The sequence below is a fragment of the Serratia sp. OLAL2 genome, from assembly GCF_002752475.1.
GTDB lineage: Bacteria > Pseudomonadota > Gammaproteobacteria > Enterobacterales > Enterobacteriaceae > Serratia > Serratia bockelmannii.
This window is the reverse complement of the sequence record NZ_MSTL01000019.1, coordinates 121,422-147,016: the sequence shown is the minus strand read 5'-3', so window position 1 is coordinate 147,016 and position 25,595 is coordinate 121,422. Positions and strand designations below refer to the sequence as shown.

Genomic DNA, 25,595 nt, shown 5'->3' with positions numbered 1-25,595 from the left:
TGAGCTCCTTAGGCGTTATGCCTGCACCAGCGGGCCAGGGTTTTTCAGGTATTGCTCGCGGATCGCTTCGGCAGAGTGATAAGCCAGCGCGCCGACGATGCCGGTTGGGTTGTAGGCCAGGTTCTGCGGGAATGCACAGGCGCCAGTGACGAATACATTGGGCACGTCCCAGCATTGCAGGTATTTGTTCACCACGCTGGTGACCGGATTGTCGCCGATGATGGCACCGCCGGTAGTGTGAGTGGATTGGTAGGGGCGCACGTCATAATGATCGCCGGTTTTTCTTACCGAGATAGCCATCTGCTTTGGTTTCATAGCGTTGGCGATGTCCGCCATTTTAGCGGTGATATGCTGGGTCATTTTGATCTCATTCGATTTCCAGTCGAAGGTCATACGCAGCAGAGGCTGACCGTAGGCGTCTTTATAGGTGGGATCCAAATCCAGATAGCAATCGCGGTATGGCATCACCGATCCTTCCGAGCCGATGCTCATTGAGTGCGGGTAATTGTCGCGGATGCCTTGTTTCCAGCCGCTGCCCCAGTTCGGCGTGCCCGGCGGCAGCATCATTTGCTGGATAGGCCGACCGCCGGTGCGGGTGGCGGAGATGTAGGCGCCGCCGATAAAACCGAGATCGGCGTGGTCGAAGTTTTCCCCGTTAAGATCGTCGATCACCGTTCCGGCGGCACCGGCGCCGATAAAGGGATTGAAATGGGTATCGCGATCGTAAAAGAGAGAAATGCCGCTGTTCATTTGATAGGCGTAGTTCTTGCCGACCACGCCCTCACCAGTGACCGGATCATAGGGTTTTCCGATGCCGGAAAGCAGCAGCAGGCGAACATTATGGAGTTGGAAAGCGCTGAGGATCACCAGATCGGCGGGTTGCTCTACTTCACGCCCTTGCTCGTCGATGTAGGTGACGCCGGTGGCCTTTTTGCCGCTGCTGTCCAGATTGACCTTGATCACCTGCGCCTGGGTGCGCAGCTCAAAGTTTTTACGCTGTGTCAGTACCGGCAGGATGGTCGACTGCGGCGAGGCCTTGGAGTACATGAAGCAGCCGAAACGTTCGCAGTAACCGCAGAAGTTACAGGGGCCAAGCTGCACGCCGTACGGGTTGGTATAGGGTTCGGAACAGTTGGCGGCGGGGATAGCAAACGGATGGTAGCCTAGCGATTCGGCGGCTTTGCCAAACAGTGAGCCCGAGTAGAGCTGTTTAAGCGGCGGCGTCGGGTAGTCATTGCTACGCGGCCCTTCGAACGGATTGCCGCCCTTGATGAGCTCACCCTGCAGATTACCGGCCTTACCGGCGGTGCCGCACACCTTCTCGAACTTGTCGAAGTAAGGCTCCAACTCCTGGTAGCTGAGGGGGTAGTCCTGTAACGTCATGCCTTCCGGGATCCAGTTGGCGCCGTATTTTTCAGTGAGGGTGGTGTGCAGTTTGAGATCGGAAGGCAGGGCGCGCCAGTGCATGCCGTTCCAGTGCACGCCGGCTCCGCCGACGCCGTTGCCCGGCAAAAAAGAGCCGAGCTGGCGATAAGGCACCGCGAAATCCGCCGGCGTATGGCGCACGGTGACGGTTTCATGCGCCATTTCCTGCGCCAGCTTGAGGCGAATGCCGTAAGTCAGTTCATCGGCGATACGCGGATAAGCGAAATCAGGGTAGGTATCGCGCCGTTCACCGCGTTCCAGCGCCAGCACCTGCAGGCCGCTGTCGGTCAATTCCATTCCCATAATGGCGCCGGTCCAGCCAAAGCCGACGATCACCACATCTACCGGTGGTTTTTTTATTGTGCTCATGATTATGCATTCCTTTTGCTGGAGATACTGACCGGGTGAAGAGGATAGGGTTGGTTGGGTTTGTTGACCCAATCGGCGAAGTCAGCGCGCGCACCGGGGAAGCCTATCAATTTCCATGATGCCAGCGTTTGGTTGCCGCCGTGGATCGGATCGGCCAGATAACCTTCTTTGGTGTTTTGCAGCAGCTGTTCGAAGAAAGCTTTACCCGGCAAGGTATCCGCATCGAGTTGGCCGCTTTCCAACGCGGTCAACAGCTGTTCTTGCTCGCCATGAGACAGCTCGGCGAAAACTTTGCCGAACTGACGTTGACAGAGCTCATTGAACGCGAGGATACCGTTGCGATAGGTCTCGCGCGGCGTCAGTTTGGACTGATAGCCCAACTCCGGCGCCGATGGCACGAACGGCGGGTGCATGTACCACAGGCCGCCATGGCCGTAGGGTGTTTCCATTTGGCGATCGATGAATACCGGGACCCCCTGATCGACGGCTCCGGGGCCGTTCTCGTCGCTGGGGATCAGCCGATCGCAGGCCGCCAGCAAGAATCGCCACTCTTCGTTGTTGAAATAAACCGGAACGTAATTCGGCGAGATGCCCGCAGCCGGCGCTGCCTGGGCGTTTACCATCATGAGACCGTTACCGGCAGCGGCTAACGGGATCAGCGCCAGCGTTTTTTTCAAAAATTCACGCCGGGGCGGCGTAGGGATATGCTGTTGCGACATAATTCCACCTTGAACATGCTTCACAGTAATGCCCGCGCAGGTTTTGCATCACCTGCGCCGTCGCTCTCCAGCGACGGTAAACAGGCGGGGAAAGGAGAGGTCGTCTATCACCATATATAGTTAGCAAGCTACTTGTATGGTAATTAAGTCTAAGATCGAGAAGTGTGAAGAAACAATAAATGATCTGTTTCAAAACGTTTTTTTTACATTTCAGTTGATCGGGATCAATTTGTTAACATTCACGGTGAGCCGGCGAAGTGCAATAAGGTCGTGTTCCGCTTAACTCACATTGGAGTGCCATGGAAAACTGCATCAACGAGCCGTATGCCATAGAAGAGGCGATCGCGGCGGCTTTTTCGCCAGGTCTGCAACAAGGCCTGACCCGGCGCTCGGCGCTGCATCAGGCTCTGTTGCAACTGATTGCCGCCGGAGAACTGCCCTGGCGGGCGAAGCTGCCGCCGAGCCGTGCGTTGGCGGCCCGGCTGACGGTGGCGCGCGACACGGTGGAACAGACCTACGCTCGGCTGGAGGCTGAGGGGTTCATCAGCCGAACGGTGGGGCGCGGCAGCTTTGTGCGTTATCGTAGTGACACGCTGCTCGGCCGTGAACTGCTGACGACGGCGACGGGGCAAGAGGCGCGGCTGGCGGAGCGCGAGCTGAGCGATCGCGGCCGGGCGCTGCTGGCGGTCAGCCATACGCCGCACACCTGCCGCCAGGCTTCGCTGACGCCTTCGCTGGCGGACCTGCGGGCGTTCCCCATCGAGCAATGGCTGCAGCAGGAAAAGCAGGCGCTGCGGCGGCACGGCGAGCGATTATTGGGGTATGCCGATCCGCAAGGGCTGCCGGAGCTGCGCGCGGAGATCGCGCACTATCTGCAGCGGGAGCGGGGCGTCAAGGCGACGGCGGAACAGGTGATCGTGGTCACCAGCTCTCAGCAGGCGTTGGCGCTGTGTACGCAGGTGCTGTTCGATCCCGGCGATGCGGTATTCGTCGAAGAGCCGGGTTACCAGGGGGCAAAAAAACTGGTGCAGTCGGCGGGGCTGCAGGCGCGGCCGATCGGCATCGATGAACAAGGGCTGGACGTCGGGCAGTTGATGCAGGCTTCGGGCGGTGGGCGGGGCGTTTACATCACGCCGTCCCATCATTACCCGCTGGGGTATTCGCTGAGCCTCGAGCGGCGGCTGGCGCTGTTGCAGTGGGCGCAGCGCTGCCGGGCCTGGATCATCGAAGACGACTACGACGCCGAGTTCAACTACGACCGGCAAACCAAGGCGGCGCTGCAGGGACTGGACAGCGGCGGGCGTACGCTGTACATCGGCACCTTCAGCAAGACGCTGTTTCCGGGGCTGCGCATCGGTTTCATGATCGCGCCGCCTCAGTTGGTGCGGCCCTTGGTCGCCGCCAGGCAGTTTCAGGACGGCTACACGTCGGCGCTGGCGCAGATGACGCTGTTCCACTTCCTGCACGAGGGCGGCTACGCTGAGCATCTGCGCAATATGCGCACGCTGTACAAAGCGCGGCTGGACGTGCTGTACGACGCGGTGCATCGTCACCTTGCGGCCTGGACGCGTCCGGCGCTGCCGCAGGGCGGGCTGCAGCTGGTTTGCCCGTTGGCGGATGCGGCGACGGAGCGGCGGCTGGTGGTGGCGGCCGCCGAAAGGGGGATACGGCTGTACGGCCTGGCGGACTTCTACACCGGCACACCGCAGCGCGGGGCGTTGGTGCTCGGCTTCTCGGCCTATACGCCGGATGAGATCGTGCGCTTTATCGCCACGCTGGCGCAGGTGTTCAACGCGCTGCCGGTGGAAAGCGATGGCTAAAATTGGTCTGCTCTGTGTTTCAAATTGGTCCGTATTGTACCGCCGCCATGCGGTGTATTCTGCCGCTATCCGATTATTTCCCTAATGGAAATAATATCTTACACCGTGAGGCGCTATGAACCCATCAAACCCTGAAGTGACTATCCGCAGAATCAATGGCGACGACAAAGCGCAATGGCTGGCGCTCTGGCAGGGCTATCTCGACTTTTACCGCGCCGATGTGGCGCCGCAGGTGACCGATCGCACCTTCGAACGCCTGGGGCAGGATGAACAGGTGTACGGGCTGGTGGCGGAGGATGCCGACGGCCAGCTACTGGGGCTGATGAACCTGGTGTTCCACCCGTCCACCTGGAGCGCAGTCGGCTATTGTTATATCGAAGATCTCTATGTGTCGCCGCAGGCGCGCGGCCATAAGGTGTCGGAAAAGCTGTTCGAACAGGCGTACCGATTGGCAGAGACGCGCGGCAGCGATCGGGTCTACTGGATGACCCAGGAGTACAACGCGCCGGCGCGCTCGCTGTACGACAAAATCGGCAGAAGAAGCTCGTTTATCGTTTATACCCGTTAACCGCAGGAGGCGTGTATGGCAATGAATCGTTATGGTCAGCCGATTGGCGAACCGATGCCGGATTGGCAGCCGGCTCGCCGTCCGGGCGGCGCGACGCTCGGCGGGCGTTTCTGCTCGCTGGCGCCGCTCGAGCCGCAGCGGGATTACGCCGCGCTGTTCGAGGCGTTTCAACTGGCGCCGGACGGCCGCGACTGGACCTATCTGTCTATCGAACGGCCCGACACGCCGGCGGCGATGCTGCAGCATCTGGAAACGCTGCAAGCCAACCCGACGCTGGTTAATCTGACGGTGTTCGACGCCGCCAGCGACGCGCCGGTGGGCACGGTGGCGCTGATGCGCATCGACGAGGCCAATGGCGTGCTGGAGATCGGCCACGTCAGCTGGTCGCCGTTGATGAAACAGCGCTCCAGCGCCACCGAGGCTATCGCGCTGCTGCTGCGCTATGCCTTCGACACGCTGGGCTACCGCCGCTGCGAGTGGAAGTGCGACAGCCATAACGCACCCTCCCGCCAGGCTGCGCTGCGCTTTGGCTTTCGCTACGAGGGTAACTTCCGCTATGCGGTGATCGTCAAGGGGCGCAGCCGGGATACCGACTGGTTCGCCATCACCGCCGACCGGTGGCCGACGGTACGACAGGCGCTGGCGCGCTGGCTTAGCGCGGACAACTTCGATGCGCAGGGGCGGCAGATAGCTCGGCTGCAGGTGTTGCGCGGCGAATAATAAGCAAAAAGGCGGCCCGCGGGCCGCCTTTTTATCGGGCTAAAGCGCTTACTTCAGCTCGTCGACCAGGGTGGTGGCGCGGCCGATGTAGTTGGCAGGGGTCATCGCTTTCAGACGGGTTTTCTCTTCTTCCGGCAGCGCCAGGCCATCGATGAACGCCTGCATGCCGGCAGCGTCCACGCGCTTGCCGCGGGTCAGCTCTTTCAGCTTCTCGTAAGGCTTCTCGATGCCGTAACGGCGCATCACGGTCTGGATCGGCTCGGCCAGCACTTCCCAGTTGTGATCCAGTTCGTCCAGCAGGTGTGCCTGATTCACTTCCAGCTTGCTGATGCCTTTCAGGGTGGCCTGGTAGGCGATCAGCGCATAGCCCAGGCCCACGCCCAGGTTACGCAGCACGGTGGAATCGGTCAGGTCGCGCTGCCAACGGGAGACCGGCAGTTTGCCCGCCAGGTGGCCCAGCACGGCGTTGGCCAGGCCCAGGTTGCCTTCGGAGTTTTCGAAGTCGATCGGGTTGACCTTGTGCGGCATGGTGGAAGAACCGATTTCGCCGGCGATGGTCTTCTGCTTGAAGTGGTTCAGGGCGATGTAGCCCCAGATGTCGCGGTCGAAGTCGATCAGAATGGTGTTGAAACGCGCTACGCAGTCGAACAGCTCGGCGATGTAGTCATGCGGCTCGATCTGGGTGGTGTACGGGTTCCAGGTGATGCCGAGCGAGGTCACGAACGCTTCGCTGAACTGATGCCAGTCCACTTCCGGGTAAGCGACGATGTGGGCGTTGTAGTTGCCGACCGCGCCGTTGATTTTACCCATGATCTCCACGCGCTCCAGCTGGCGGTATTGGCGCTCCATGCGGTAAGCCACGTTGGCGAACTCTTTGCCGACGGTCGACGGGGTCGCCGGCTGGCCATGGGTGCGCGACAGCAGCGGGATATCGCGGTATTCCAGCGCCAGCCCTTTCAGCGCATCGATGATTTTACGCCAGTAAGGCAGCACCACGTCCTGACGGGCGCTTTGCAGCATCAGCGCGTGCGACAGGTTGTTGATGTCTTCGGAGGTGCAGGCGAAGTGGATGAACTCGGACACCGCGTGCAGCGCAGGCACCGCCGCCACTTTTTCCTTCAGGAAATACTCGACCGCTTTCACGTCGTGGTTGGTGGTGCGCTCGATGGTTTTGATACGCTGAGCGTCTTCTTCGTTGAATTCAGCGACGATTTTGTCGAGGAAAGCGTTTGCGTCGGCGTCAAAAGCGGGAACTTCCTTGATTTCTGCGCAGGCGGCCAGTTTTTGCAGCCAACGTACTTCAACCTGTACGCGGAATTTCAGCAGACCGTATTCGCTGAAAATGGGGCGCAGTGCGCTGACTTTATCACCGTAGCGTCCATCAACGGGGGAAACGGCGGTCAGTGAGGATAATTCCATCGGTAGCAACTCCTGGGATCGATTAACAATGAGCAACGATATTTTGCGCCTGCTTGAACAGACGATTACGGGAAAACATTAACTGCAGGCGGCTGCCGCCAACCTGTTGCCACAGCACGGCGGCGCGAATGCCGGCCAGCAGCGTGGCGCGAACCTTGGCCTGCACCTGCGGGTTCTGCAAGATAGCCGGCGAGCCGGTTACCTGGATACGCGGCCCGAGCGGGCTGACCACGTCGACGTAAATGCCGGCCAGCGCGCTGATGATGGTGTCTGACTCAAGATCGAAGTGCGCCAGCTGGCGTTCGAGTTGGCCGAGGCGTTCACCGAGCGTGTTCATCGCCTGTTTGTTGGCGTTGAGCTTGCGCTCCAGCACCATCAGGCTGATGGTGTAGCGGGTCAGTTCCGCGCCCGGCCCTTTGTTGTTGGCGTTAAGCACGCCCATCAGGGTTTCGAGGCCGACCATCAAATTGCGCTCCTCGCCGCCGAACACCGCCAGCGTGGAGGGCGGGTCCATCTGCAGCAGGCTTTTCAGCGAGGTCTGAAAGGCTTCGCGATTGCATTGCCCTTCGTGGGCCAGCTGCTGAACCAAACGCGCCGCCTGGCTGATGCCCGCCATGGCCAGCGTGATGTCATAATAATTCTTCGCCACGAATACTCCTGTAAACGCTGTGAACGGTACATGGCTTACTGCATAAGGTTGTGTGTATCGCCAGGGTAACGGCGGCGGCCGCGAACGGGAACGATCGGGCGTGGCTGTAACAACGATGACAACGAATGCCGCGGATCATGCCACAAAATCGAGGGTAAACCCAGCGTCTAATACGCCTGCGGCAAGGCGGATGCGCCGTGCGGCGCAGAACTGCGCAAATAGGCGGCGAAAATCGCCGGCGCGGCGGTGCGAACTTATTGTTGCGGCGACAAATAAAGTGCGGTGGCTGCATCTATACTGCCAACGTGGCCCCTCAAATAAAGACCTCTATATGCACGTAAAAAACAAGCAGCCACTGCCGGCGGTAACGCTGGCGGCCATCGGCGTGGTGTACGGCGATATCGGTACCAGCCCGCTGTATACCTTGCGCGAATGCCTGACGGCGGAGGAGGGCATCACCCTGACGCCGGCCTCGATTTACGGCTTTTTGTCGCTGATTTTCTGGCTGCTGACGCTGGTGGTGTCAATTAAGTACATTTGTTTTGTGATGCGTGCCGACAACGACGGCGAGGGAGGCATTCTGACACTGATGTCGCTGGCGATCCGCAAGCTGGATGCACGCTGGGTACCGGCGGCGGTGCTGATCGGGCTGGTGGGCGGCAGCTTCTTTTACGGCGACGGGGTGATCACTCCGGCCATTTCGGTGCTCTCGGCCATCGAGGGGCTGCAGATTATCGCCCCCGAGCTGGACAGCTTTATCGTGCCGCTGTCGCTGCTGGTGCTAACCGCGTTGTTCGCGATCCAAAAGCGCGGTACCGGCAGCGTCGGCAAATTGTTCGCCCCGGCGATGGTTATCTGGTTCCTGACACTCGCGCTGCTGGGCATCGGCGGCATTCTGCATCACCCCGGCGTGCTGCGGGCGCTGAACCCTTACTGGGCGGTGAATTTCTTCCTCGAATACAAGGCGGTGTCATTCTTTGCGCTGGGCATGGTGGTGCTGTCGGTCACCGGTGCCGAAGCGCTGTACGCCGATATGGGCCACTTCGGTAAAAAGCCGATTCGTCTGGCGTGGTTTACGCTGGTGGCGCCGGCGCTGGTGTTGAACTACTTCGGCCAGGGAGCGCTGTTGCTGGCCAATCCGGCGGCGATCAACAACCCGTTTTTCCTGCTGGCGCCGACCTGGGCGCTGCTCCCGCTGCTGGTGATTGCCACGCTGGCGACGGTGATCGCCTCGCAGGCGGTGATCTCCGGCGTGTTCTCGCTGACGCGCCAGGCGGTGCGGCTGGGCTACCTGCCGCCGATGCGTATCATCTATACCTCCGATCAGGAATCCGGGCAGATTTACATTCCGGTGGTGAACTGGCTGCTGTTCGCAGCGGTGCTGATCGTGATTATCAGTTTCAAACACTCCAGCAACCTGGCGTCGGCTTATGGCATCGTGGTGACCGGCACCATGCTGCTGTCGTCGATTTTGCTGAGCATTGTGGCGGTGAAAAACTGGGGCTGGCCGCGCGCGTTGGGCGGGCTGATGCTGCTGGTCATGCTGTGCATCGACGTACCGCTGTTCGGTGCCAACCTGATCAAGCTGGCGACCGGCGGTTGGCTGCCGGTGGCGCTTGGGCTGACGATTCTGCTGATCATGCTGACCTGGAAGACCGAGCGTTCGCGCCTGATCCGCCGGTTGCGCGACAATCAGGAAGGGCTGAGCGCGCTGATCGAGTCGCTGGAGAAAGCGCCGCCGAAGCGGGTGCCGGGCACCGCGGTGTTTATGGAGCGCACACCGCATGCGGTGCCGCTGGTATTGTTGCACAACCTGAAGCACAACAAGGTGTTGCATGAGCGTGTGGTGCTGCTGACCATCGTCACCACCGACATGCCGTACGTGCACAACGTACAGCGGGTGGCGATTGAACAGCTGTCGGCGAGCTTTTGGCGGGTGGTGGCAAGCTACGGCTGGCGCGAGACGCCCAACGTGACGGACATCCTTTATCGCTGCGGGCTGGAGGGGATGAGCTTCACCATGAACGAGACCTCGTTCTTCATGTCGCGCGATACGCTGGTATTAGGCAAGCGCCCCTGGTATCTGCGCGTGCGTGGCAAGGTATTCCAGCTGTTGCAGCGCAACGCGCTGAGGGCGCCGGATCTGTTCGAAATCCCGCCGAATCGGGTGATTGAACTGGGGGCACAGGTGGAATTTTGAATAAAAAAAACGCTGCGGTAAACGCAGCGTTTTTCTTGCAACAGACGAATTATGCCAGGCGCTGTTCGATAATGCCGCCGCCGAGGCAGATTTCGCCCTGATAGAACACCGCCGACTGGCCGGGGGTGACGGCGGAGACCGGCTCGTCGAAACGCACTTCGATGCGTTCGCTGTCGAGTGGGGTCACGGTGCAAGGGATGTCCTGCTGGCGATAGCGGGTCTTCACCGTACAGCGGAACGGGCCGGTCAGCGGCAGACGATCAACCCAGTGCAACTGCTGCGCGATAAGGCCGACGGACATCAGGCGCGGGTGATCGTGCCCCTGCGCGACCACCAGCACGTTGTTGGCCACGTCTTTATCCACCACGTACCACGGATCTTCGCTGCTGTCTTTCATACCGCCGATGCCCAGCCCTTTGCGCTGGCCCAGGGTGTGATACATCAGGCCCTGGTGTTCGCCGACGGTCTGGCCGTCGACGCTGACGATCGGGCCCGGCTGCGCCGGCAGGTAGCGGCCGAGGAAGTCGCGGAATTTACGTTCGCCGATAAAGCAGATACCGGTGGAGTCTTTCTTCTTGGCGGTGACCAGCTCCAGTTGTTCGGCGATGCGGCGCACCTCCGGCTTCTCCAACTCCCCGACCGGGAACAGGCTTTGCGCCACCTGCTCGTGGCTCAGGGTATAGAGGAAGTAGCTCTGATCTTTGTTGCCGTCGACGCCGCGCAGCAGGCGGCTCTTGCCGTCCACGTCCTGGCGACGCACGTAGTGGCCGGTGGCGATAAAATCGGCCCCCAGATCTTCGGCGGCAAACTCCAGGAAGGCTTTGAATTTGATCTCTTTATTGCACAGGATGTCCGGGTTCGGCGTGCGGCCGGCCTTGTACTCTTCCAGGAACAGCTCAAACACGTTGTCCCAGTATTCCGCCGCGAAGTTCACCGTGTGCAGTTCGATGCCCAGCTTGTCGCAGACCGCTTGCGCGTCGGCCAGATCGGTCGCGGCGGAGCAGTACTCTTCGTCGTCGTCTTCTTCCCAGTTTTTCATGAACAGCCCAGCGACCTGATAGCCCTGTTGCTGTAACAGATAGGCGGTAACGGAGGAGTCGACGCCGCCGGACATACCGACGATTACTTTTTTCTGGCTGTTGTCTGACATGGGGATCTCACGAACTTGAACACGAACCGTGCTGATAAAAACAAGCGCAGGATTTTACCACGTTGGCCGCGCCGGCGCACTGGTCATCTTGTGCTGCTCGGCGCCCTTAAAACGGCCAGGCGAAGCTGCCGACCAGCGACAGCGGATAGCGCTCCGGCTGCTGGTAGCTGCGAATGCTCTCCGCCACCAGCGCGGAACGCAGGTTGGGCGCCTGCAAAATCTCGTCGGCGCTCAGCCACAGGCAGCGATCGATGTCGCTGTCGTGCGGCTCGGTCGGCAGCGGCTGTTCCAGCTCGATAACAAAGCAAAAACGCAGAAACGGCGTGCGATCCGGCGCTATCCACTGGTGCAGGCGCAGGAACGCCTGCGGCGTGGCGCGGATACCGGTCTCTTCCCACAGCTCGCGCTCGGCGGCCTGCACCAGCGTCTCGTCGGCCTCCAGGTGGCCGGCCGGCTGGTTCCATAGCGCTTTGCCGTTGATGGTCTCTTCGACCACCAAAAATTTGCCGGCGGCGTGTACCACGCAGGCCACGGTGACGTGCGGTTTGAACATGCGGTCTCCTTACAGAGGTTTGTCGATGCGCCGGTAGATGTCGTCCAGCTCGGCGATGCGGGTACGATAACTTTGCAGCAGGCAGGCGGTATCGCCGCCGCACCGCTGGCGTTTTGCCAGCCAGGCCTGCTGGCTGTCCTGCATCGCGCCACGCGCGCCCATGGCGAACAGGCCGCGCAGGAATTGGTACTTGGTGGCCATTTGTACATCCAAATCGTTCAGCGTGCGGTTGGCGCAGATGGCTTGCTCATCGCGGTTTGCTGCCTTGGCGCAGTCGAAGCTGGCGGCCTGGGCCGCGAATGGGGCCGCCAGAGCGGCGAGCAGCAGCGCGATCGGCGTGGATTTCATGGCGCCTCCATCAGTTATCGGTCTACAGGGAATCGATGCTTTTCCATTCACCAGGCTGCAGTGAACCCAGCGAAAGATTACCCATACTGTAGCGAATCAGGCGCAGGGTAGGGAACCCGATATGCGCCGTCATGCGACGCACCTGGCGGTTTCGCCCTTCGAACAGGGTGATTTTCAGCCAACTGGTGGGGATGGATTTACGCTCGCGGATCGGCGGGTTGCGCGGCCATAGCCACTGAGGCTCGGCCACCAACTCAACACCGGCGGGTAGCGTCGGGCCGTCTTTCAGCGTGACGCCGCTGCGCAATGGCGCCAGATCGCTCTCCTGTGGCGTGCCCTCGACCTGCACATAATAGATTTTGCCGGTGCGCTTGCCCGGCTGGGTGAGCTGCGCCTGCAGCTGTCCGTCGTTGGTCAGCACCAGCAGCCCTTCGCTATCGCGATCCAGACGCCCGGCGGCGTAAACGTCGGGGAAGGGGATGTACTCTTTCAGCGTGGCGCGGCCGGCTTCATCGGTGAACTGCGGCAGCACGTCGAAGGGCTTGTTGAATAACACAATTCGACGCGGCCCCTTCGGCGCGGCGGGTTTGGCGGCATTCGGCTTGCTGAATCGTTTAACGTTGTGATTTCTAACAGAGAATTTTTTCATAACAGTTGAGATTACGGATGATAAGCGCATTATAACCGAATCCGTTTCGGATTGGCGCGGACCGAATATTCAAGTAGTATCTACACGCATCTTACAAAGCATTAACAAAATTGCGCTTGAAGGAGAGGTTGATGGAAAGCAAAGTAGTTGTTCCGGCAGAAGGTAAAAAAATCACGGTTGACGCCCAGGGTAAACTGGTTGTTCCTCATAACCCGATCATCCCGTTCATCGAAGGCGACGGCATCGGCGTTGACGTGACTCCTGCCATGATCCACGTGGTTGATGCGGCCGTTAAAAAGGCTTACCACGGCGAACGTAAAATCTCCTGGATGGAAATCTACACCGGCGAAAAATCTACCCACGTTTACGGTAAAGACGTGTGGCTGCCGGACGAAACTCTGGACCTGATCCGCGACTACCGCGTCGCCATCAAAGGCCCCCTGACCACCCCGGTCGGCGGCGGCATCCGTTCTCTGAACGTGGCCCTGCGCCAGCAGCTGGACCTGTACGTGTGCCTGCGCCCGGTGCGTTACTACCAGGGCACTCCAAGCCCGGTGAAACAGCCTGAGCTGACCGACATGGTGATCTTCCGCGAAAACGCCGAAGACATCTACGCCGGCATCGAGTGGAAAGCCGGCTCCGCCGAAGCGGACAAAGTGATCAAATTCCTGCGCGACGAAATGGGTGTGAAGAAAATCCGCTTCCCAGAGCAGTGCGGTATCGGCGTGAAGCCATGCTCCGAAGAAGGGACCAAGCGTCTGGTGCGTGCGGCGATCGAATACGCCATCACCAACGACCGCGACTCCGTGACCCTGGTTCACAAAGGCAACATCATGAAGTTCACCGAAGGTGCCTTCAAGGATTGGGGCTATGAGCTGGCGCGCGAAGAGTTCGGCGGCGAGCTGATCGACGGCGGCCCATGGCTGAAGATCAAGAACCCGAATACCGGCAAAGAGATCGTGGTTAAAGACGTGATCGCCGACGCCTTCCTGCAGCAAATCCTGCTGCGCCCGGCGGAATACGACGTGATCGCCTGTATGAACCTGAACGGCGACTACATCTCCGACGCCCTGGCGGCCCAGGTTGGCGGCATCGGTATCGCGCCGGGCGCCAACATCGGCTCCGACTGCGCGCTGTTCGAAGCGACTCACGGCACCGCGCCGAAGTACGCCGGCCAGGACAAAGTGAACCCAGGCTCCATCATCCTGTCCGCAGAGATGATGTTGCGCCACATGGGTTGGTTCGAAGCGGCTGACCTGATTGTTAAAGGCATGGAGGGCGCAATCGCTGCCAAGACCGTGACCTATGACTTCGAACGCCTGATGGAAGGCGCTAAGCTGCTGAAATGTTCAGAGTTTGGCGACGCTATCGTTAAACACATGTAATGGTGTTTTAGCGTTAAATGATAACGGGAGCCTGATGGTTCCCGTTTTTTATTATTCAAACTGCAACGGTTATCAAAACTCGGCCATTTTGGCGCTTTAGAGCGTATAGATCTAAAGGTTGAGCTGCGTCTAAACTTTGCAATGAAATGGACGATAAACTGCCTGCAGCCGCATTTTTTTGCATGAGATAAAATTCTACAAGGAGTGTTAATGAGCTTTTTCTGGGTGAATATTGGTAGCAGTTTTAATGAGGTTAAAGAACAAAATTTCCTCTGGGCTCCACAATATGGCATGAATAAGCACGGGAAAAAGTTTAGTAATGCCTCCTGGGAGACAGTGAAGGATGTAAAAGCAGGTGACGTCATCTTTTGTAATAAGGATCGAGAGATTGTCTATGTAGCGACTGCTACAGCCGATGCTGATGATGCACCGCGGCCACCTAATCGATCTTTTGATAAGTGGGAGCGTGAAGGTACCCGAGTAGAAGTAGATTTGACCGTTTTAGAGCACCCGATCGATGTTTTGCAGTTCAGTGACATATTTCTGACTGTGTTTAATGAGTTAAGTCGGCCAACAGTTTTTGCTGAAAACGGGTTTTGTACGCAGACTTACATGTGCGAAATACCCGAGGCTGCAGCAAAAATGATAGCAAGTTTTATTAACGATAACGTTTCAATTGACTTCAATAAACAGACGGCCACGGTAAAAGAGGCGAGAGGAAGCACTAAAGCAGCCGTCATTCAGGCTCGCGTTGGTCACGGCCCCTACCGCGATAAATTATTTAAGAAGTGGGGCGGAAAATGCGCGGTCACCGGCATTGCGCTTGAGTCAATGCTAACCGCTTCTCATATTGTTTCGTGGTCTATCTCAAATGACAAAGAGAAAGTTGACCCTTACAACGGATTCCCCCTGATTCCTAACCTGGACAGATTGTTCGACCGGGGCATGATCAGTTTTGATGATAATGGACGCTTATTGCACAAGAAAGAATATGCAGGTTTGCTTCATGATTTAAAAATTCCCTTGGACTCAAAAATTGATGGGCTGTTTGGGGAGAATAAAAAATACTTAAAACGGCACCGCGTGACGTTTGGGTTCGAGAAAGAGTAAAAGCTTGAGGGGGACCCTCAAGTGTATTAGTTCAGACCTGATACGGTACAGAATCAATCCCAATCTGATGGGCAGTTCTCTGCCAGAAGCGGACTTTCGTTAGAGTGCGAACTGTATTAATCCATGGGGGCATGTCACTATGATTATGGCCGATAGTATCGCATTGACCATGTATCGATGTTGTTATCAGTAATGTTGAAAATCGCTGGTCATACACTCTAGATTCAAACGCTGCCTAGTAATCTTGCGATGCTATCATTAAACACATGTAAGCGTGTTTGGCGCTTGAATGGGAGCGGGAGCCTTAGGGCTCCCGTTTTTTATTGTTCAAATGAGTAAGAGATATCAAGCGTTAGCCGATTCACGCACGACCAGCACCGGGCAATTGGCGTGGCGGACGACGGCGGTGGCATTCGAGCCGAGGAGGTAAGTCATTGCAGAAGGGCGGTTGGAACCCATCACAATAATCTCCGCGTTAAGCGCATCAGCGAGTTCCAGGATCTGATCTTTGGGATCGCCGACGGCCACATGGGTGGTCACTCTATCCTCGGGAACGCTGAATTGTTTCGCCGCTTTTGCCAGCCCCTCGGTCGCTACCGCAATAGTTTCATCTTTGGTTTCCACCGCCGCGGTGGCGGCAAAGCCGAAGGCCGCGTAGGTGGCGCGAGACGGGATCACCGCCAGGAAATGGACGTGGGAGTCTTCGAGCCTGGCGAGCGCATTGACATGCGGGATGACCTGCTGTGTTAATTCCGGCTCGGTAATATCCACGGGAACCAAAATAGTTTTGTACATACTCCCTCCTTATCGTTATCAAATAACTCCACTTCTTGGATTATAGCCGTTCGACGCCGGGAAAGGGGAGATCCGTATGGCAAACCTGAGAACGTTGTCTGCTGAAATGTCAGGTGGTTATCGACGTTCTCATTAAACGCGGGCAGGCACGGTTGGTGTTTGAGTTGGGAGGGAGCCATGGGCTCCCTAGGTTTTAGCGGGCTAAGATTATCGGAACCTTAATGAGGGATCTCTGAAACCTCTTTGACTTCCGTCTTGTTGATTTGCTGTTTAACGCCATTGGCATCGGTATAACCGAGCAAACCGGCAGAGGTTTCTTTCGGTTTACCGTCACTGATGAGCGTTCGGCCATCGTGGGTATGAATAGCGTAGCTGGTGCGTGTGCAGCCTGACAGTGTGGCGATAGCAACCAGGGCGATCGCGGGAAGAACAAGCGCTTTTTTCATTTGAAGCTCCTTTTAGTTATCCAACTCACTCATGTTTGCAATCTGGTCTCGATTGATCTGTTCCGTTTTGCCCGTTTCTGCATTTCGGTAGGAGACTAACCCGGTATCTTTATCGACTTGAGGCTTGCCGTCGGTGACAATAGTCTTGCCATCCGTTGTTTTAATCGCCTGATTGGAAGCGCAGCCCGCCATGAATATCACCGTGGTCGCAGTAAGAAGCGCGGCAAAGAGTCGTTTACTTTTCATACTTACCATCCTGGTTACTTAAATGAATTTAATGGCAGGAAAGTAAGTATAGGCAGAATCTCCAGATTGCTAGCGTTAAAAGTGCTTTTAATGCGATAAAAAATTAAGAATTTCTTAATTTATTGATGGAGTGATTGCCCATTCGAGGGGTGTCGATAAGTCATGGCCTTCAGGCGTACGGCCCGCCGATGGGGTTAGGGTTTCATATCATCATCTACTCACGATTTTCCGCGTGCCAGAGCTTGATGTCATTGGCGGTTTTACGTGAATTCTGTATAAGTATTGACCGGGGATCTTGTCAAATACCACGTTGATTTGGCTGATAATCATCCATAAGGACAGGGATATGAAAATTACGCATTCAGGCTACAAAACCGGCGCCGCCATATTATTGGCGGGAATGTTCGCACTGGCATTAACGGGGTGTGCCAAGAGTACTGCCCCCAGCCAAAGCAATCCGGAAAATAAAAAGGTTGACGATCTTTTCGCCAATCTTGGCGACCCAAAGGCGCCGGCACCGGGAAAAGAGAAAGAACGCTATATCGCCCAGTTGCAGGCCGTGATTCAAAGCCATTTGAAAGATGCCGAAGCCTACTCGGGCAAGCGTTGCACATTGCGTATCACGCTGGCGCCGGACGGTATGCCAATCGGTGTTCGAACTGAAGGAGGCGATCCGGATCTTTGCCGCGCCGCCATGAAGGCAATTGCCGATTCGCGCTTCCCTAAGCCGCCGACGGCAGAGGCCCATAATGCGTTCCAAATTATCACGTTGCAACTGCGTCCTTAAGCAGCTAGATGAAATAAGGGGTTGGGATAACGCAGTGTTTTGCAGCGGGATCTTTTAGTAAAAAATTTAGGTGTTCACGTGACTTCCACCAGCCTGTGCGGCTGGTGGATTTAGATTTAAGTCTTTATTGTCCGTCTTAGTTTTAAGCAAGATGCTCCTTTGTATTCGCATTGGCCAAATATTTGGTAACCCAGATGTTGAGCTATTTTAACGGAAGGCCGATTGTTTTCACCGATAAGGCAAACTGTTTGAGCGGGTGATAACGTGCTGTCAATCCATTGATGCGCTGCGGCAGCCGCTTCTTGCGCGACTCCCTGACCTTGGGCCTCCCGGGCAATAATCCATGCGGCTTCAGGGCTCCCATCGAAGTCATTGCCTAGACCCCGATGAAAATCCGCCAACCCGGTCTCGCCCAGGAACTGTCCGTCCACTTTGCGAAATATGGCGAACAGCCCATAGCCGAAAACCGACCAGTGGCCAATATAGCGCAGTAGTCTATTCCAACCGTCTTCAGGTGAAAGATTGGGGGCGCTGATAAATTTGAACAGTTCCTTATCTGTAAACATGGCATACCAGGCATCGAAATCGGCCAGGTTGTGAGGACGTAATATCAACCGTTCGGTTTCGATGTGCACGGCAGGGAGTAAAGGCATAACGGTTCCTTTTCTGCGTTGCAGCGTATCGTAATGTTACCCTGAGAGAACGAGCGATAATTTCCCGTCTTGGCGCGCAGATGACAAGGTTACGGCTAAGGTGCGGGCAAGCTCTTTGTCGCAAATCACTTTATCATTGGGTTTAACGCGCCGGCTACTTGTTTGGTATTACCGATACATCATCGCGCTCACGCGCTCGGCCCGATCTTTAAAACCGTTGCTGCGCATCGTTACCACATAGTAGCGATAGTGATGTTTCTGTGCGTATTCGCGCACCAGATCTTCGGCGAACAGGCCGCTGAAGGTGACGGTGGTGACGAACGTCAGCCCTTTCACTTCGTAGGTGCTGATCTCTTGCGGGGTGCCGATATACGGCGGCGGGAACACGGTTTTGTGGAACTGGCAGCCCGCCAGCAGCAGGGTAAACAGCAGGGCGGCGGAGATTTGCGGTATTCTCATCGGGAAAAGCTTTCCTTCCTTGGCGTGTGTTTTAGTAACTCTATAATAGGATTACAAAATTCGGCGGGGATGTAAAAGTTATCCCGCTTCGGTTGCCGTTTCGTTGAAGCGGTGTCGCCGTCACCCATCAGAATGAAGGGGTAAACATGTGTGTTCGTCTTGCCACTGAAACCGATGCCGCAGCCCTGATCGCCCTCGACAGCGTCGCCGAAGGCGAGCCGCAGCGCGCGGCGCAGATCCGCACCTGGTGCGCACAGAGTGTCTGCTATCTTGCCGAAGAACGGGGCGTGGTGATGGGCTACGCTGTGCTGCACTATCACTTCTTCGGCTGCGGCTTTGTCGAGATGCTGATGGTCGGCGAGCGCTATCGCCGCCGGGGCGTCGGGCAGGCGCTGATTGCGGCGTTGAAATCCCATTGCCGACATCCGAAGCTGTTCACCTCCACCAATCGTTCCAACCTGCCGATGCAGCGGCTGCTGTTGAACGCCGGGTTTGTCGCCAGCGGCCAAATTGACAATCTCGATGACGGCGATCCGGAGCAGGTCTTTTTTATCCCGGCGTGCTAATACAGCCGGACATCGACTGCCTGCTGTTGCAGCCAGGTGCTGACGTAGCCATAAGCGGCATAGAAGGCCAGCAGCGCGAAGAGCAGCACGGAAAGCGAGGCCAAAAACCTGACGTCGCCGTGCTTTGACAGCTGATAGGCGCAATAGATAAAGGCTAACAGGCACAGCAGAGTGAAGGCGATAGCCAGCGTGGCGTAAAAAATAAGCATAACGAAACCCGTTCTTCCTTGTAAGCGCGGCAAGGATACCACAGACAAAAAAAGGGGCCCAATTGGGCCCCTGTGTGATTCGCTGCGAGAGGGTTACTCCGCCGCCGCGTCGGGATGATTTTTGCCTTCCTCGATGAATTCTTCGTCGATCTCTTCGATGTTCTCCTCGCTGTCGCGGCCGGACAGGATGTTCCAGCAGGCGATGAACAGCGCGGCGATCAAGGGCCCGATGACGAAGCCGTTGATGCCGTAAATCTCCATGCCGCCCAGGGTGGAGATCAGGATCAGGTAGTCCGGCATTTTGGTGTCTTTGCCTACCAGCAGTGGGCGCAGAATGTTGTCCACCAGGCCGATCACCACCACGAAGAACACCACCAGGAAAATGGCTTTCCACAGCATGCCGGTAGCGAAGAAGTAGATCACCGCCGGCACCCAGATGATGGCGGAGCCCACGGCCGGGATGATCGACAGGAACGCCATCAGCGCGCCCCACAGCAGGCTGCCGTCGATGCCGGTAAAGTAAAATGCCAGCCCGCCGAGCGCACCTTGCACCACGGCGACCACCACCGTGCCCTTGACGGTGGCGCGGGAGACGGCGGCGAACTTCACGAACAGGTGGTGCTTCACGTGCTGGGAGAGCGGCAGCGCTTCGAGCGCCAGGTTCACCAGATAGGGGCCGTCTTTCAGCAGGAAGAACAGCAGGTAGAGCATCACGCCGAAGCCGACGACGAAGTTGAAGGTGCCTTTGCCGATCAGGAAGACGCTGCCCGCCAGATATTGCCCGCCCTTGAGCGCCACGTCGGAAAGCTGCTTTTGGATCTCGGCGGCGCTGTTGAGGTTATGCTCCGCCAGGAAGCGCTGCGCCCAGCCGGGCAGGTGACGCATAAAGTCCGCCAGCATGGTCGGCAATTGGCTGTTGTTGGTTTGCAGCTTGGTGTAGATCACGTTGAATTCCATCGCCAGCGATGAGGCGATGATCGCCAACGGCGTGAACACGATCAGACAGATCAGCGCCACCGTCAGCAGCGACACTACGCCGTTGCGTTCGCCGACGTACTGCTTCAACTTCTTTTTCACCGGATGGAAAATCACCGCCAGAATAACCGCCCACAGCACTGAGGAGTAATAAGGCCCCAGCACGTCGAGAAAGGCGGCGGTAACGATGAACAGGATCAGAATAAAGAATCCCTTGGAAATGCCTTTAGACATCATAGTCGTCCCTCAAAAGATGAATTTTCAGCATAGATGAACTGAATGAAAACAACACTATCATCACCTTTACTTAACCGGTAGGGGATTTTTAACGGCGTATACCATAGGGTTACTAAGGGAAAGGCGGGCGCTGCAGGGTGAACAGGCGGCGGCGCGAGAAAAGAAAGAGGGCTAAATAATTAACAAAATTTATCGATTGTGTTTCATTTTGTGAGCCGCGCTTGCCGCCTGCGCCAGGCTTTCCTAGTTTTTAGGAGGGCGGCCTTTCGTCCGATATCACGAAGGAGTATGCAAATGACTGAACACAAACGACTCGGTGTCATCGAGAAAACGCTACTGATCGCCTTTGCCGGCCTGTTGGTGTATTTCGCGGCCACTGGCGCATTGTCATTGTCGGGTCTCGATCATCATTGGCCTTATCCTTCGCGATAGGCAGGCACCTGCACCAGGGAAAATTCAGTACCGCTTATAACAAACAGAACGACTTTTCTGCTTATCACCCTGCATTATGCCGCCTGCTGAGAAAAGCCAGCGCCAACAGCGCCCCTAACAGGGCCGCCGCCAGCACCAGCCACGCCGGCGCCACCCAACCGGCTGCGGCCACGATGGCGCTCAGCGCGACCGGGCCGATCACCTGGCCGAGATAGTTCCCTTGCATCACCAGCCCCAGGTTCAGCGGCAACAGCGTGGGCTCCGGCGTCGCCGCCGGCGTGGCGGCCAGAATGGTGGCGGGCAGCATGCCAGCGATGGCGCAGAACAGGAAACACAGTGGGATCAGCAGGCCGTTGGGCGTCATCGGCAGGAAAATGCCGATGCCGAAGATGCCGATGACCAGGCTGGTGGCCGCGAGCAGGCTACCGGCCCGCAGACCGCGCGACAGCAAGAACCCGGCGGCGAGGTTGCCGATGATGTTCGCCGCCACCGCCGCTGCGCTGATGCCGCCGGCGGCCGCCAGCGACAGGCCGATGCGCTGCATCAGGAAGATCGGCAGAAAGGTCATCACCGAGAAAAACTGCAGGTTGTAAGTGGCGAACATCAGCGCCAGCAACAGCGGTTGGCGTGCCCGCAGCATCGCGCCCAGCGCATGCCGCAGCTGCAACGGCGGAACGTGCGTCTTGGCGGCGCGTCGGGGCGTGGTCAGCGGCAGCAGCAGGGCGGCCAGCAGCGTCAACGCCGCACCGGCCTGCCAACTCTGTTGCCAGCCGGCGAGATGGGGGCCGAAAAACAATGAAATGGCGATGCCCGCCGGCATGAAGGTGCTCCAGATGCCGAACACCAGGCTGCGCTGCGCCGGGGCGACGATGCGGTTCAGCACCGCCGGCGAGGCGACCACCACGATCACGAAGCCGAGGCCTTCGACAAAGCGGCTGACGATCAATCCGTTGAAGTCGTGCAGCGTGGCGCCGGTAAAGCTGGCGGCGCTGACGATCAGTAACCCCGCCGCCAGCAGGCGCCGATCGCCCCAGCGGCGCACCAGCAGCCCGGCGGCGATGCCGCCGAACACCCCGACGAAAGGAAAGGCCGAGATGACCCAGCTCAGCGTTTCGAGCGAACGGCCGAATTCGGCCTGCAGCGCCGGTAGCGCGATGGTGGCCTTACCTACGTGCAGCGCCGCGGCGATGCCGGCGAACAGCACGTTGATGACGGCTAGCCAGGGCGTAGCGGCGGGAAGGACGCGGTCGATGGCGTCCGGTTTAATCGCGGTCATAACACTCTCCTGAGGCGGTAACGCCCTCACTATGCGTCTGCGCTACAACAGAAGTCGTTCAAATGCTGCGCTGTCACGCGGGGAAATTATTCATTTCGAGCTTTATTTTGCGCGCCTCGTTGTTTGGTTCGCCAGCGTACCACCCTGCGTGGACGCGGGTGTCCGTTCAGCGGTTTACTGTTCCGGCACGCAGCGAGCGTGCCCGATCAATTTTATTTATAAGGAGCAGTGTATGTCAGAGATGATGAATGAAAATGGAGCGCCGGTGATGGAGTGGAGCTATGGCGGCCGGGGTGATGATATCAGCAGCAGCCTGAGCCTCGACACGGTTGAGGAGCAACCGCAGGGTTTCTTGATGACGGTCGATCGGCCGGTGCAGATCTTTAAAGAAGCGCTGTCGCCGATGATGGCCTTTGTCACGCTGCTGCGCCCGCTATACGCCAAGACGGGCGAGGGCTTCCAGTACGTGCCGGTTTCCAACCCCTGGACCGACGTGCAGCGCCTGCCGGCCAGCGCAGGCTATCTGGGCGTGCAGGTTAACGCTGGCCTGTTCTTCCACGGCGCCAAACCGACGCACTATAAAGATCGCGACGGCCAGATGAAACCGATTGACGGCGGCACTATCCTGCAGAACATCACCGTGCTGCATCAGGTGGCGCAGCCGCTGGGCCCGGGCGAAGGCGGGATCTGAGGCTGAAACGTCATCACGGGGCCGGACGCGGCCCTTATCTCGCCTTGAAAACCGCCCTTGGCTTGGGTAAAAAGGGTTGTCTATTCAAGGAGAAGAGTATGTACAGCGATAACGAGAAAAAATTCTACATCATCCTCAACCGCAACCACGAACCGGCCACTCTGTTTAACGCCTCCTGCCATCTGACGGCGGGCATCACCGATCTTATCGAGCAGCGCGAGTTTCACCACTACCCGAGCAGCCTCGACGGCGTCAGCGCCAATATGAGCCACTACCCGATCGTCATCCTGCAGGCCAAGAACAGCAGCCAGCTCAGCAACCTGATCCTCAAGTGCAAGGAGGAGGGCGTGCTGTCCAACTTCTTCACCACCACCATGCTGTCGCACTCCGCCGAACAACAGATCGCCGACACCGCCAATACCCCCTACGAGCAGTTGGACTTCGTGGCGGTGGCGCTCTACGGCGACACTGAACAGCTTAAGCCGCTCACCAAGAAGTTCTCCGTCTACCGTTAATCGCGAACGGCATCACATCAGGGGCGGCAACGTCTATGATATTTTTCCATCAAATCGTTGATGGAGATGAACATGAGCGGCAAGAAAACCACCATGGCGGCCATCGCCAGAGAGGCGCGGGTCGGCATCGCCACCGTCGATCGGGTGATCAACCAACGCGCGTCGGTGCGGCCCGCCACCCAGCGCCGGGTGATTGAGGCGGCGAAAAAGTTGGGGTTCGCGTTGGAAAAGTCCCACTGCCTGTCGGCGGTGCTGGGCAGGCCGGAACGCCGCCTGAGAATGGGGTTCATCCTACTGCGGCGCGAACACTCTTTCTATGCGCAACTGGCTGATGAACTGATGGTGCAAGCGGCGCCGTATCATGAGCCGGGGCAGCCGCCGCAGTTCATCTTCCACTCTCTCAATGCCATCGGCGATACCGCCGCCGCCATTAGCCAATTGAGCCGCCAGGTGGACGCGATCGGCGTGTTGGCGCTGGATCACCCCCTGATCCACTATGCCGTAGAAGAAGCCACGCAGGCGGGCATCAACGTTTTCGCGCTGCTGTCGGATTTATCGGTGCCCAGCCGCGCCGGCTACATCGGTCTGGATAATCAAAAAGCGGGCCGCACCGCCGGTTGGGCGGTGGACCGTCTGTGCCGGCGTCAGGGAGATGTTGGCGTGATCATCGGCGACAACCGTTTTACTTGCCAGGAAGCCTGCGAGATCGGTTTTCGCTCCTACCTGCGTGAGCAGATGAGCGGCCAGCGTGTGCTGGAACCGGTGCGCAGCCTCGAGGACGCGGAAACGGCGCGCCGGGTCACGCGTGAACTGCTGGCGAACCACCCGGAGCTGGCGGCGCTGTACGCGCCGAGCGGCGGTGTAGAGGGCATTATTCAGGCGTTACGAGAGAGCGGCCGGCAGCGCGACATCACGCTGGTGTGCCACGGCCCGGTGCAGGGCGGTGAAATGGCGCTGCTCGACGGCACGGTGGATCTGTTGCTGTGTCACCGCATTTCTGAGTTGGCCGCCACGATTGTCGAGACGCTGCTCGCTGCCGATGAACAACCGGGATTACGCCACATCATTAATCGCTTCGATGTGATCACCAAAGAAAACCTCTGACGGCCGCTGAGTGGTGTTTGCCGAGGTCAGGGCGCAGCCAGGTGCCGCCTGAATTTGATTAAAAACTATCAAATAATTTATCAAAAATAGCGCGATCTCTATCAAAAAATAAAATTTTCATTATTGATGATTTTGGAATTTTTGTTTGATACTGCCGGCATTCCCCGCAAAAAAGGAGCCGTCGCCATGACTTTGCCTATCGCCAATGCGCCCTGCAGTTGGGGCGTGGATGATCCTAACAACCCCCATTTGCCGCCCTATGCCACGGTTCTGCAAGAAGCGTCGGCGGCCGGCTACCGCAGCATCGAGCTGGGGCCGTGGGGCTATCTGCCGACGCAGAGCGAGGCGCTGTGCGCCGCGCTGGAGCAGCATCGCCTGTCGCTGGTGGCCGGTACGATTTTTGACGATCTGGTCAGCGAGGCGAACATTGAGCGCCTGCTGGCCCTGACTCATCGGATATGCCGCAACCTCTCGCGGGCGCCCAGGGCGGAGCCGACCGAGGGCGATCGCGCCGCGCCGCCGTTCTTGGTGATTATCGATTTCGGCAATCCGCAACGCGCCAGGTTCGCCGGGCGTTCAGATTTAGCGCCGCGTTTGTCGCAGGCAGAGTGGCAGAGGATGATCGGGCACATTACGCGCATCAGCGAATTGGCCTGGCGGGAATACGGCGTGCGGCCGGTGGTGCATCCGCACGCCGGCGGCTGCATCGAGTTCGCCGACGAAATCGACCGGTTGGCGGCGGACATTCCGCATCACACCGCCGGATTGTGCCTGGATACCGGCCATCTGTATTACGCCGGGCTGGACCCGGCTGCCTGGTTGAGCAAGCACTTTGAACGTCTCGATTATCTGCACTTTAAAGACGTCGATCCGCAGGTGTTCCGCGAGGTGCTGGCGCGCGGCGTCGATTTTTTCACCGCCTGCGCCGAGGGCGTCATGTGCCCGTTGGGCAGCGGGGCGATCGATTATCCGCAGCTGCGCGCGCTGTTGGCCGAGCGCGGATACCGGGGCTGGATCACTATCGAGCAGGAACGCGATCCGCGCAATGTGCAGGGCAGCCTGCAGGACGTCACCGCCAGCTTGCGCTACTTGCGCGGCCTCGGCTTTTAATCAGGAGAAA

29 protein-coding genes are annotated in these 25,595 nt (G+C 58.1%); 13 read left to right on the top strand and 16 right to left on the bottom strand.

Annotated features, from left to right (window positions below; genetic code table 11):
- Positions 1-15: 15 nt before the first annotated feature.
- Both BVU99_RS18065 and BVU99_RS18060 read right to left on the bottom strand, forming a co-directional pair.
- Positions 16-1,794 (bottom strand): GMC family oxidoreductase, encoded by a 1,779-nt coding sequence (locus BVU99_RS18065; RefSeq protein ID WP_025302517.1) that lies wholly within the window; start codon positions 1,792-1,794, stop codon positions 16-18.
- 2 nt (positions 1,795-1,796) lie between these two features.
- Positions 1,797-2,513, bottom strand: a complete 717-nt coding sequence (locus BVU99_RS18060) for a gluconate 2-dehydrogenase subunit 3 family protein (protein WP_025302518.1) — start codon at positions 2,511-2,513, stop codon at positions 1,797-1,799.
- A gap of 299 nt (positions 2,514-2,812) precedes the next feature.
- Between BVU99_RS18060 and BVU99_RS18055 the strand changes: the two genes are divergently transcribed.
- The 3 genes from BVU99_RS18055 to BVU99_RS18045 all read left to right on the top strand — a co-directional run bounded on the left by BVU99_RS18055 (position 2,813) and on the right by BVU99_RS18045 (position 5,621).
- Positions 2,813-4,333 carry a PLP-dependent aminotransferase family protein gene (locus tag BVU99_RS18055; RefSeq protein WP_025302519.1) on the top strand — a complete coding sequence of 507 codons (1,521 nt, stop codon included), beginning with the start codon at positions 2,813-2,815 and terminating at the stop codon, positions 4,331-4,333.
- 115 nt (positions 4,334-4,448) lie between these two features.
- Positions 4,449-4,901 carry a GNAT family N-acetyltransferase gene (locus tag BVU99_RS18050; RefSeq protein ID WP_043141490.1) on the top strand — a complete coding sequence of 151 codons (453 nt, stop codon included), beginning with the start codon at positions 4,449-4,451 and terminating at the stop codon, positions 4,899-4,901.
- A gap of 15 nt (positions 4,902-4,916) precedes the next feature.
- On the top strand, positions 4,917-5,621 hold the full coding sequence (locus BVU99_RS18045; protein WP_025302521.1) for a GNAT family protein: 705 nt from the start codon (positions 4,917-4,919) through the stop codon (positions 5,619-5,621).
- 48 nt (positions 5,622-5,669) lie between these two features.
- Here BVU99_RS18045 and purB read toward each other — a convergent pair whose 3' ends face one another.
- On the bottom strand, positions 5,670-7,040 hold the full coding sequence (purB, locus tag BVU99_RS18040; protein WP_033652066.1) for an adenylosuccinate lyase: 1,371 nt from the start codon (positions 7,038-7,040) through the stop codon (positions 5,670-5,672).
- Positions 7,041-7,062: 22 nt separating this feature from the next.
- Complete coding sequence (gene hflD / locus BVU99_RS18035) at positions 7,063-7,689, bottom strand: high frequency lysogenization protein HflD (protein WP_025302523.1); 627 nt, start codon at positions 7,687-7,689, stop codon at positions 7,063-7,065.
- Positions 7,690-8,020: 331 nt separating this feature from the next.
- On the opposite strand from hflD, the gene kup reads away from it, so the two are divergent.
- Positions 8,021-9,889, top strand: a complete 1,869-nt coding sequence (gene kup / locus BVU99_RS18030) for a low affinity potassium transporter Kup (protein ID WP_025302524.1) — start codon at positions 8,021-8,023, stop codon at positions 9,887-9,889.
- 49 nt (positions 9,890-9,938) lie between these two features.
- Here the strand turns inward: kup and mnmA are convergent, their stop codons facing one another.
- The 4 genes from mnmA to rluE all read right to left on the bottom strand — a co-directional run bounded on the left by mnmA (position 9,939) and on the right by rluE (position 12,589).
- Positions 9,939-11,039 carry a tRNA 2-thiouridine(34) synthase MnmA gene (mnmA, locus tag BVU99_RS18025; protein WP_025302525.1) on the bottom strand — a complete coding sequence of 367 codons (1,101 nt, stop codon included), beginning with the start codon at positions 11,037-11,039 and terminating at the stop codon, positions 9,939-9,941.
- A 106-nt stretch (positions 11,040-11,145) separates the two neighbouring features.
- Entirely contained in the window at positions 11,146-11,592 is a 447-nt protein-coding gene (locus tag BVU99_RS18020; RefSeq protein ID WP_025302526.1) for an NUDIX hydrolase, read from the bottom strand.
- A 9-nt stretch (positions 11,593-11,601) separates the two neighbouring features.
- Positions 11,602-11,940 carry a lysozyme inhibitor LprI family protein gene (locus tag BVU99_RS18015; protein WP_025302527.1) on the bottom strand — a complete coding sequence of 113 codons (339 nt, stop codon included), beginning with the start codon at positions 11,938-11,940 and terminating at the stop codon, positions 11,602-11,604.
- Between the two features lie 22 nt (positions 11,941-11,962).
- On the bottom strand, positions 11,963-12,589 hold the full coding sequence (rluE, locus tag BVU99_RS18010; protein WP_025302528.1) for a 23S rRNA pseudouridine(2457) synthase RluE: 627 nt from the start codon (positions 12,587-12,589) through the stop codon (positions 11,963-11,965).
- Between the two features lie 131 nt (positions 12,590-12,720).
- Here rluE and icd point away from each other — a divergent pair, with 131 nt between their 5' ends.
- Both icd and BVU99_RS18000 read left to right on the top strand, forming a co-directional pair.
- On the top strand, positions 12,721-13,974 hold the full coding sequence (gene icd, locus BVU99_RS18005) for an NADP-dependent isocitrate dehydrogenase (protein ID WP_015377612.1): 1,254 nt from the start codon (positions 12,721-12,723) through the stop codon (positions 13,972-13,974).
- A gap of 210 nt (positions 13,975-14,184) precedes the next feature.
- Positions 14,185-15,084 (top strand): HNH endonuclease signature motif containing protein, encoded by a 900-nt coding sequence (locus tag BVU99_RS18000; protein WP_025302529.1) that lies wholly within the window; start codon positions 14,185-14,187, stop codon positions 15,082-15,084.
- A gap of 345 nt (positions 15,085-15,429) precedes the next feature.
- On the opposite strand, the gene uspF is transcribed toward BVU99_RS18000, so the two are convergent.
- The 3 genes from uspF to BVU99_RS17985 form a co-directional block, all read right to left on the bottom strand.
- Positions 15,430-15,879: a universal stress protein UspF gene (uspF, locus tag BVU99_RS17995; protein ID WP_025302530.1), complete on the bottom strand. Its 450-nt coding sequence runs from the start codon at positions 15,877-15,879 to the stop codon at positions 15,430-15,432.
- A 218-nt stretch (positions 15,880-16,097) separates the two neighbouring features.
- Positions 16,098-16,325: a YgdI/YgdR family lipoprotein gene (locus BVU99_RS17990; protein WP_025302531.1), complete on the bottom strand. Its 228-nt coding sequence runs from the start codon at positions 16,323-16,325 to the stop codon at positions 16,098-16,100.
- Positions 16,326-16,337: 12 nt separating this feature from the next.
- A complete protein-coding gene (locus BVU99_RS17985) occupies positions 16,338-16,571 on the bottom strand; it encodes a YgdI/YgdR family lipoprotein (protein ID WP_099817334.1) in 234 nt (77 codons plus the stop codon).
- A gap of 346 nt (positions 16,572-16,917) precedes the next feature.
- Between BVU99_RS17985 and tolA the strand changes: the two genes are divergently transcribed.
- On the top strand, positions 16,918-17,358 hold the full coding sequence (gene tolA, locus BVU99_RS17980; protein ID WP_043141467.1) for a cell envelope integrity protein TolA: 441 nt from the start codon (positions 16,918-16,920) through the stop codon (positions 17,356-17,358).
- A 116-nt stretch (positions 17,359-17,474) separates the two neighbouring features.
- On the opposite strand, the gene BVU99_RS17975 is transcribed toward tolA, so the two are convergent.
- Together BVU99_RS17975 and BVU99_RS17970 are read right to left on the bottom strand one after the other, a co-directional pair.
- Complete coding sequence (locus BVU99_RS17975) at positions 17,475-18,011, bottom strand: GNAT family N-acetyltransferase (RefSeq protein ID WP_025302533.1); 537 nt, start codon at positions 18,009-18,011, stop codon at positions 17,475-17,477.
- Between the two features lie 168 nt (positions 18,012-18,179).
- Positions 18,180-18,470, bottom strand: coding sequence for a hypothetical protein (locus tag BVU99_RS17970; RefSeq protein ID WP_025302534.1), 291 nt, complete (start codon positions 18,468-18,470; stop codon positions 18,180-18,182).
- A gap of 146 nt (positions 18,471-18,616) precedes the next feature.
- Between BVU99_RS17970 and BVU99_RS17965 the strand changes: the two genes are divergently transcribed.
- Entirely contained in the window at positions 18,617-19,036 is a 420-nt protein-coding gene (locus tag BVU99_RS17965) for a GNAT family N-acetyltransferase (protein ID WP_099817335.1), read from the top strand.
- Here the strand turns inward: BVU99_RS17965 and BVU99_RS17960 are convergent.
- On the bottom strand, positions 19,033-19,245 hold the full coding sequence (locus tag BVU99_RS17960) for a hypothetical protein (protein ID WP_099817336.1): 213 nt from the start codon (positions 19,243-19,245) through the stop codon (positions 19,033-19,035). The genes BVU99_RS17965 and BVU99_RS17960 overlap by 4 nt on opposite strands.
- Positions 19,246-19,338: 93 nt before the next feature.
- The gene (locus BVU99_RS17955) at positions 19,339-20,457 is read right to left on the bottom strand and encodes an AI-2E family transporter (protein ID WP_025302537.1); all 1,119 of its coding nucleotides are present in this window, start codon (positions 20,455-20,457) and stop codon (positions 19,339-19,341) included.
- Between the two features lie 294 nt (positions 20,458-20,751).
- On the opposite strand from BVU99_RS17955, the gene BVU99_RS25160 reads away from it, so the two are divergent.
- Positions 20,752-20,889: a hypothetical protein gene (locus tag BVU99_RS25160; RefSeq protein WP_162837928.1), complete on the top strand. Its 138-nt coding sequence runs from the start codon at positions 20,752-20,754 to the stop codon at positions 20,887-20,889.
- 64 nt (positions 20,890-20,953) lie between these two features.
- Here BVU99_RS25160 and BVU99_RS17950 read toward each other — a convergent pair whose 3' ends face one another.
- A complete protein-coding gene (locus BVU99_RS17950) occupies positions 20,954-22,165 on the bottom strand; it encodes an MFS transporter (RefSeq protein WP_099817337.1) in 1,212 nt (403 codons plus the stop codon).
- A 232-nt stretch (positions 22,166-22,397) separates the two neighbouring features.
- On the opposite strand from BVU99_RS17950, the gene BVU99_RS17945 reads away from it, so the two are divergent.
- The 4 genes from BVU99_RS17945 to BVU99_RS17930 all read left to right on the top strand — a co-directional run bounded on the left by BVU99_RS17945 (position 22,398) and on the right by BVU99_RS17930 (position 25,585).
- The gene (locus BVU99_RS17945; protein WP_043141449.1) at positions 22,398-22,856 is read left to right on the top strand and encodes a hypothetical protein; all 459 of its coding nucleotides are present in this window, start codon (positions 22,398-22,400) and stop codon (positions 22,854-22,856) included.
- A gap of 98 nt (positions 22,857-22,954) precedes the next feature.
- On the top strand, positions 22,955-23,371 hold the full coding sequence (locus BVU99_RS17940) for a DUF2000 domain-containing protein (RefSeq protein WP_004941246.1): 417 nt from the start codon (positions 22,955-22,957) through the stop codon (positions 23,369-23,371).
- A 72-nt stretch (positions 23,372-23,443) separates the two neighbouring features.
- Complete coding sequence (locus BVU99_RS17935) at positions 23,444-24,475, top strand: LacI family DNA-binding transcriptional regulator (RefSeq protein WP_038629231.1); 1,032 nt, start codon at positions 23,444-23,446, stop codon at positions 24,473-24,475.
- A 186-nt stretch (positions 24,476-24,661) separates the two neighbouring features.
- On the top strand, positions 24,662-25,585 hold the full coding sequence (locus BVU99_RS17930; RefSeq protein ID WP_099817339.1) for a TIM barrel protein: 924 nt from the start codon (positions 24,662-24,664) through the stop codon (positions 25,583-25,585).
- Positions 25,586-25,595: the final 10 nt, after the last annotated feature.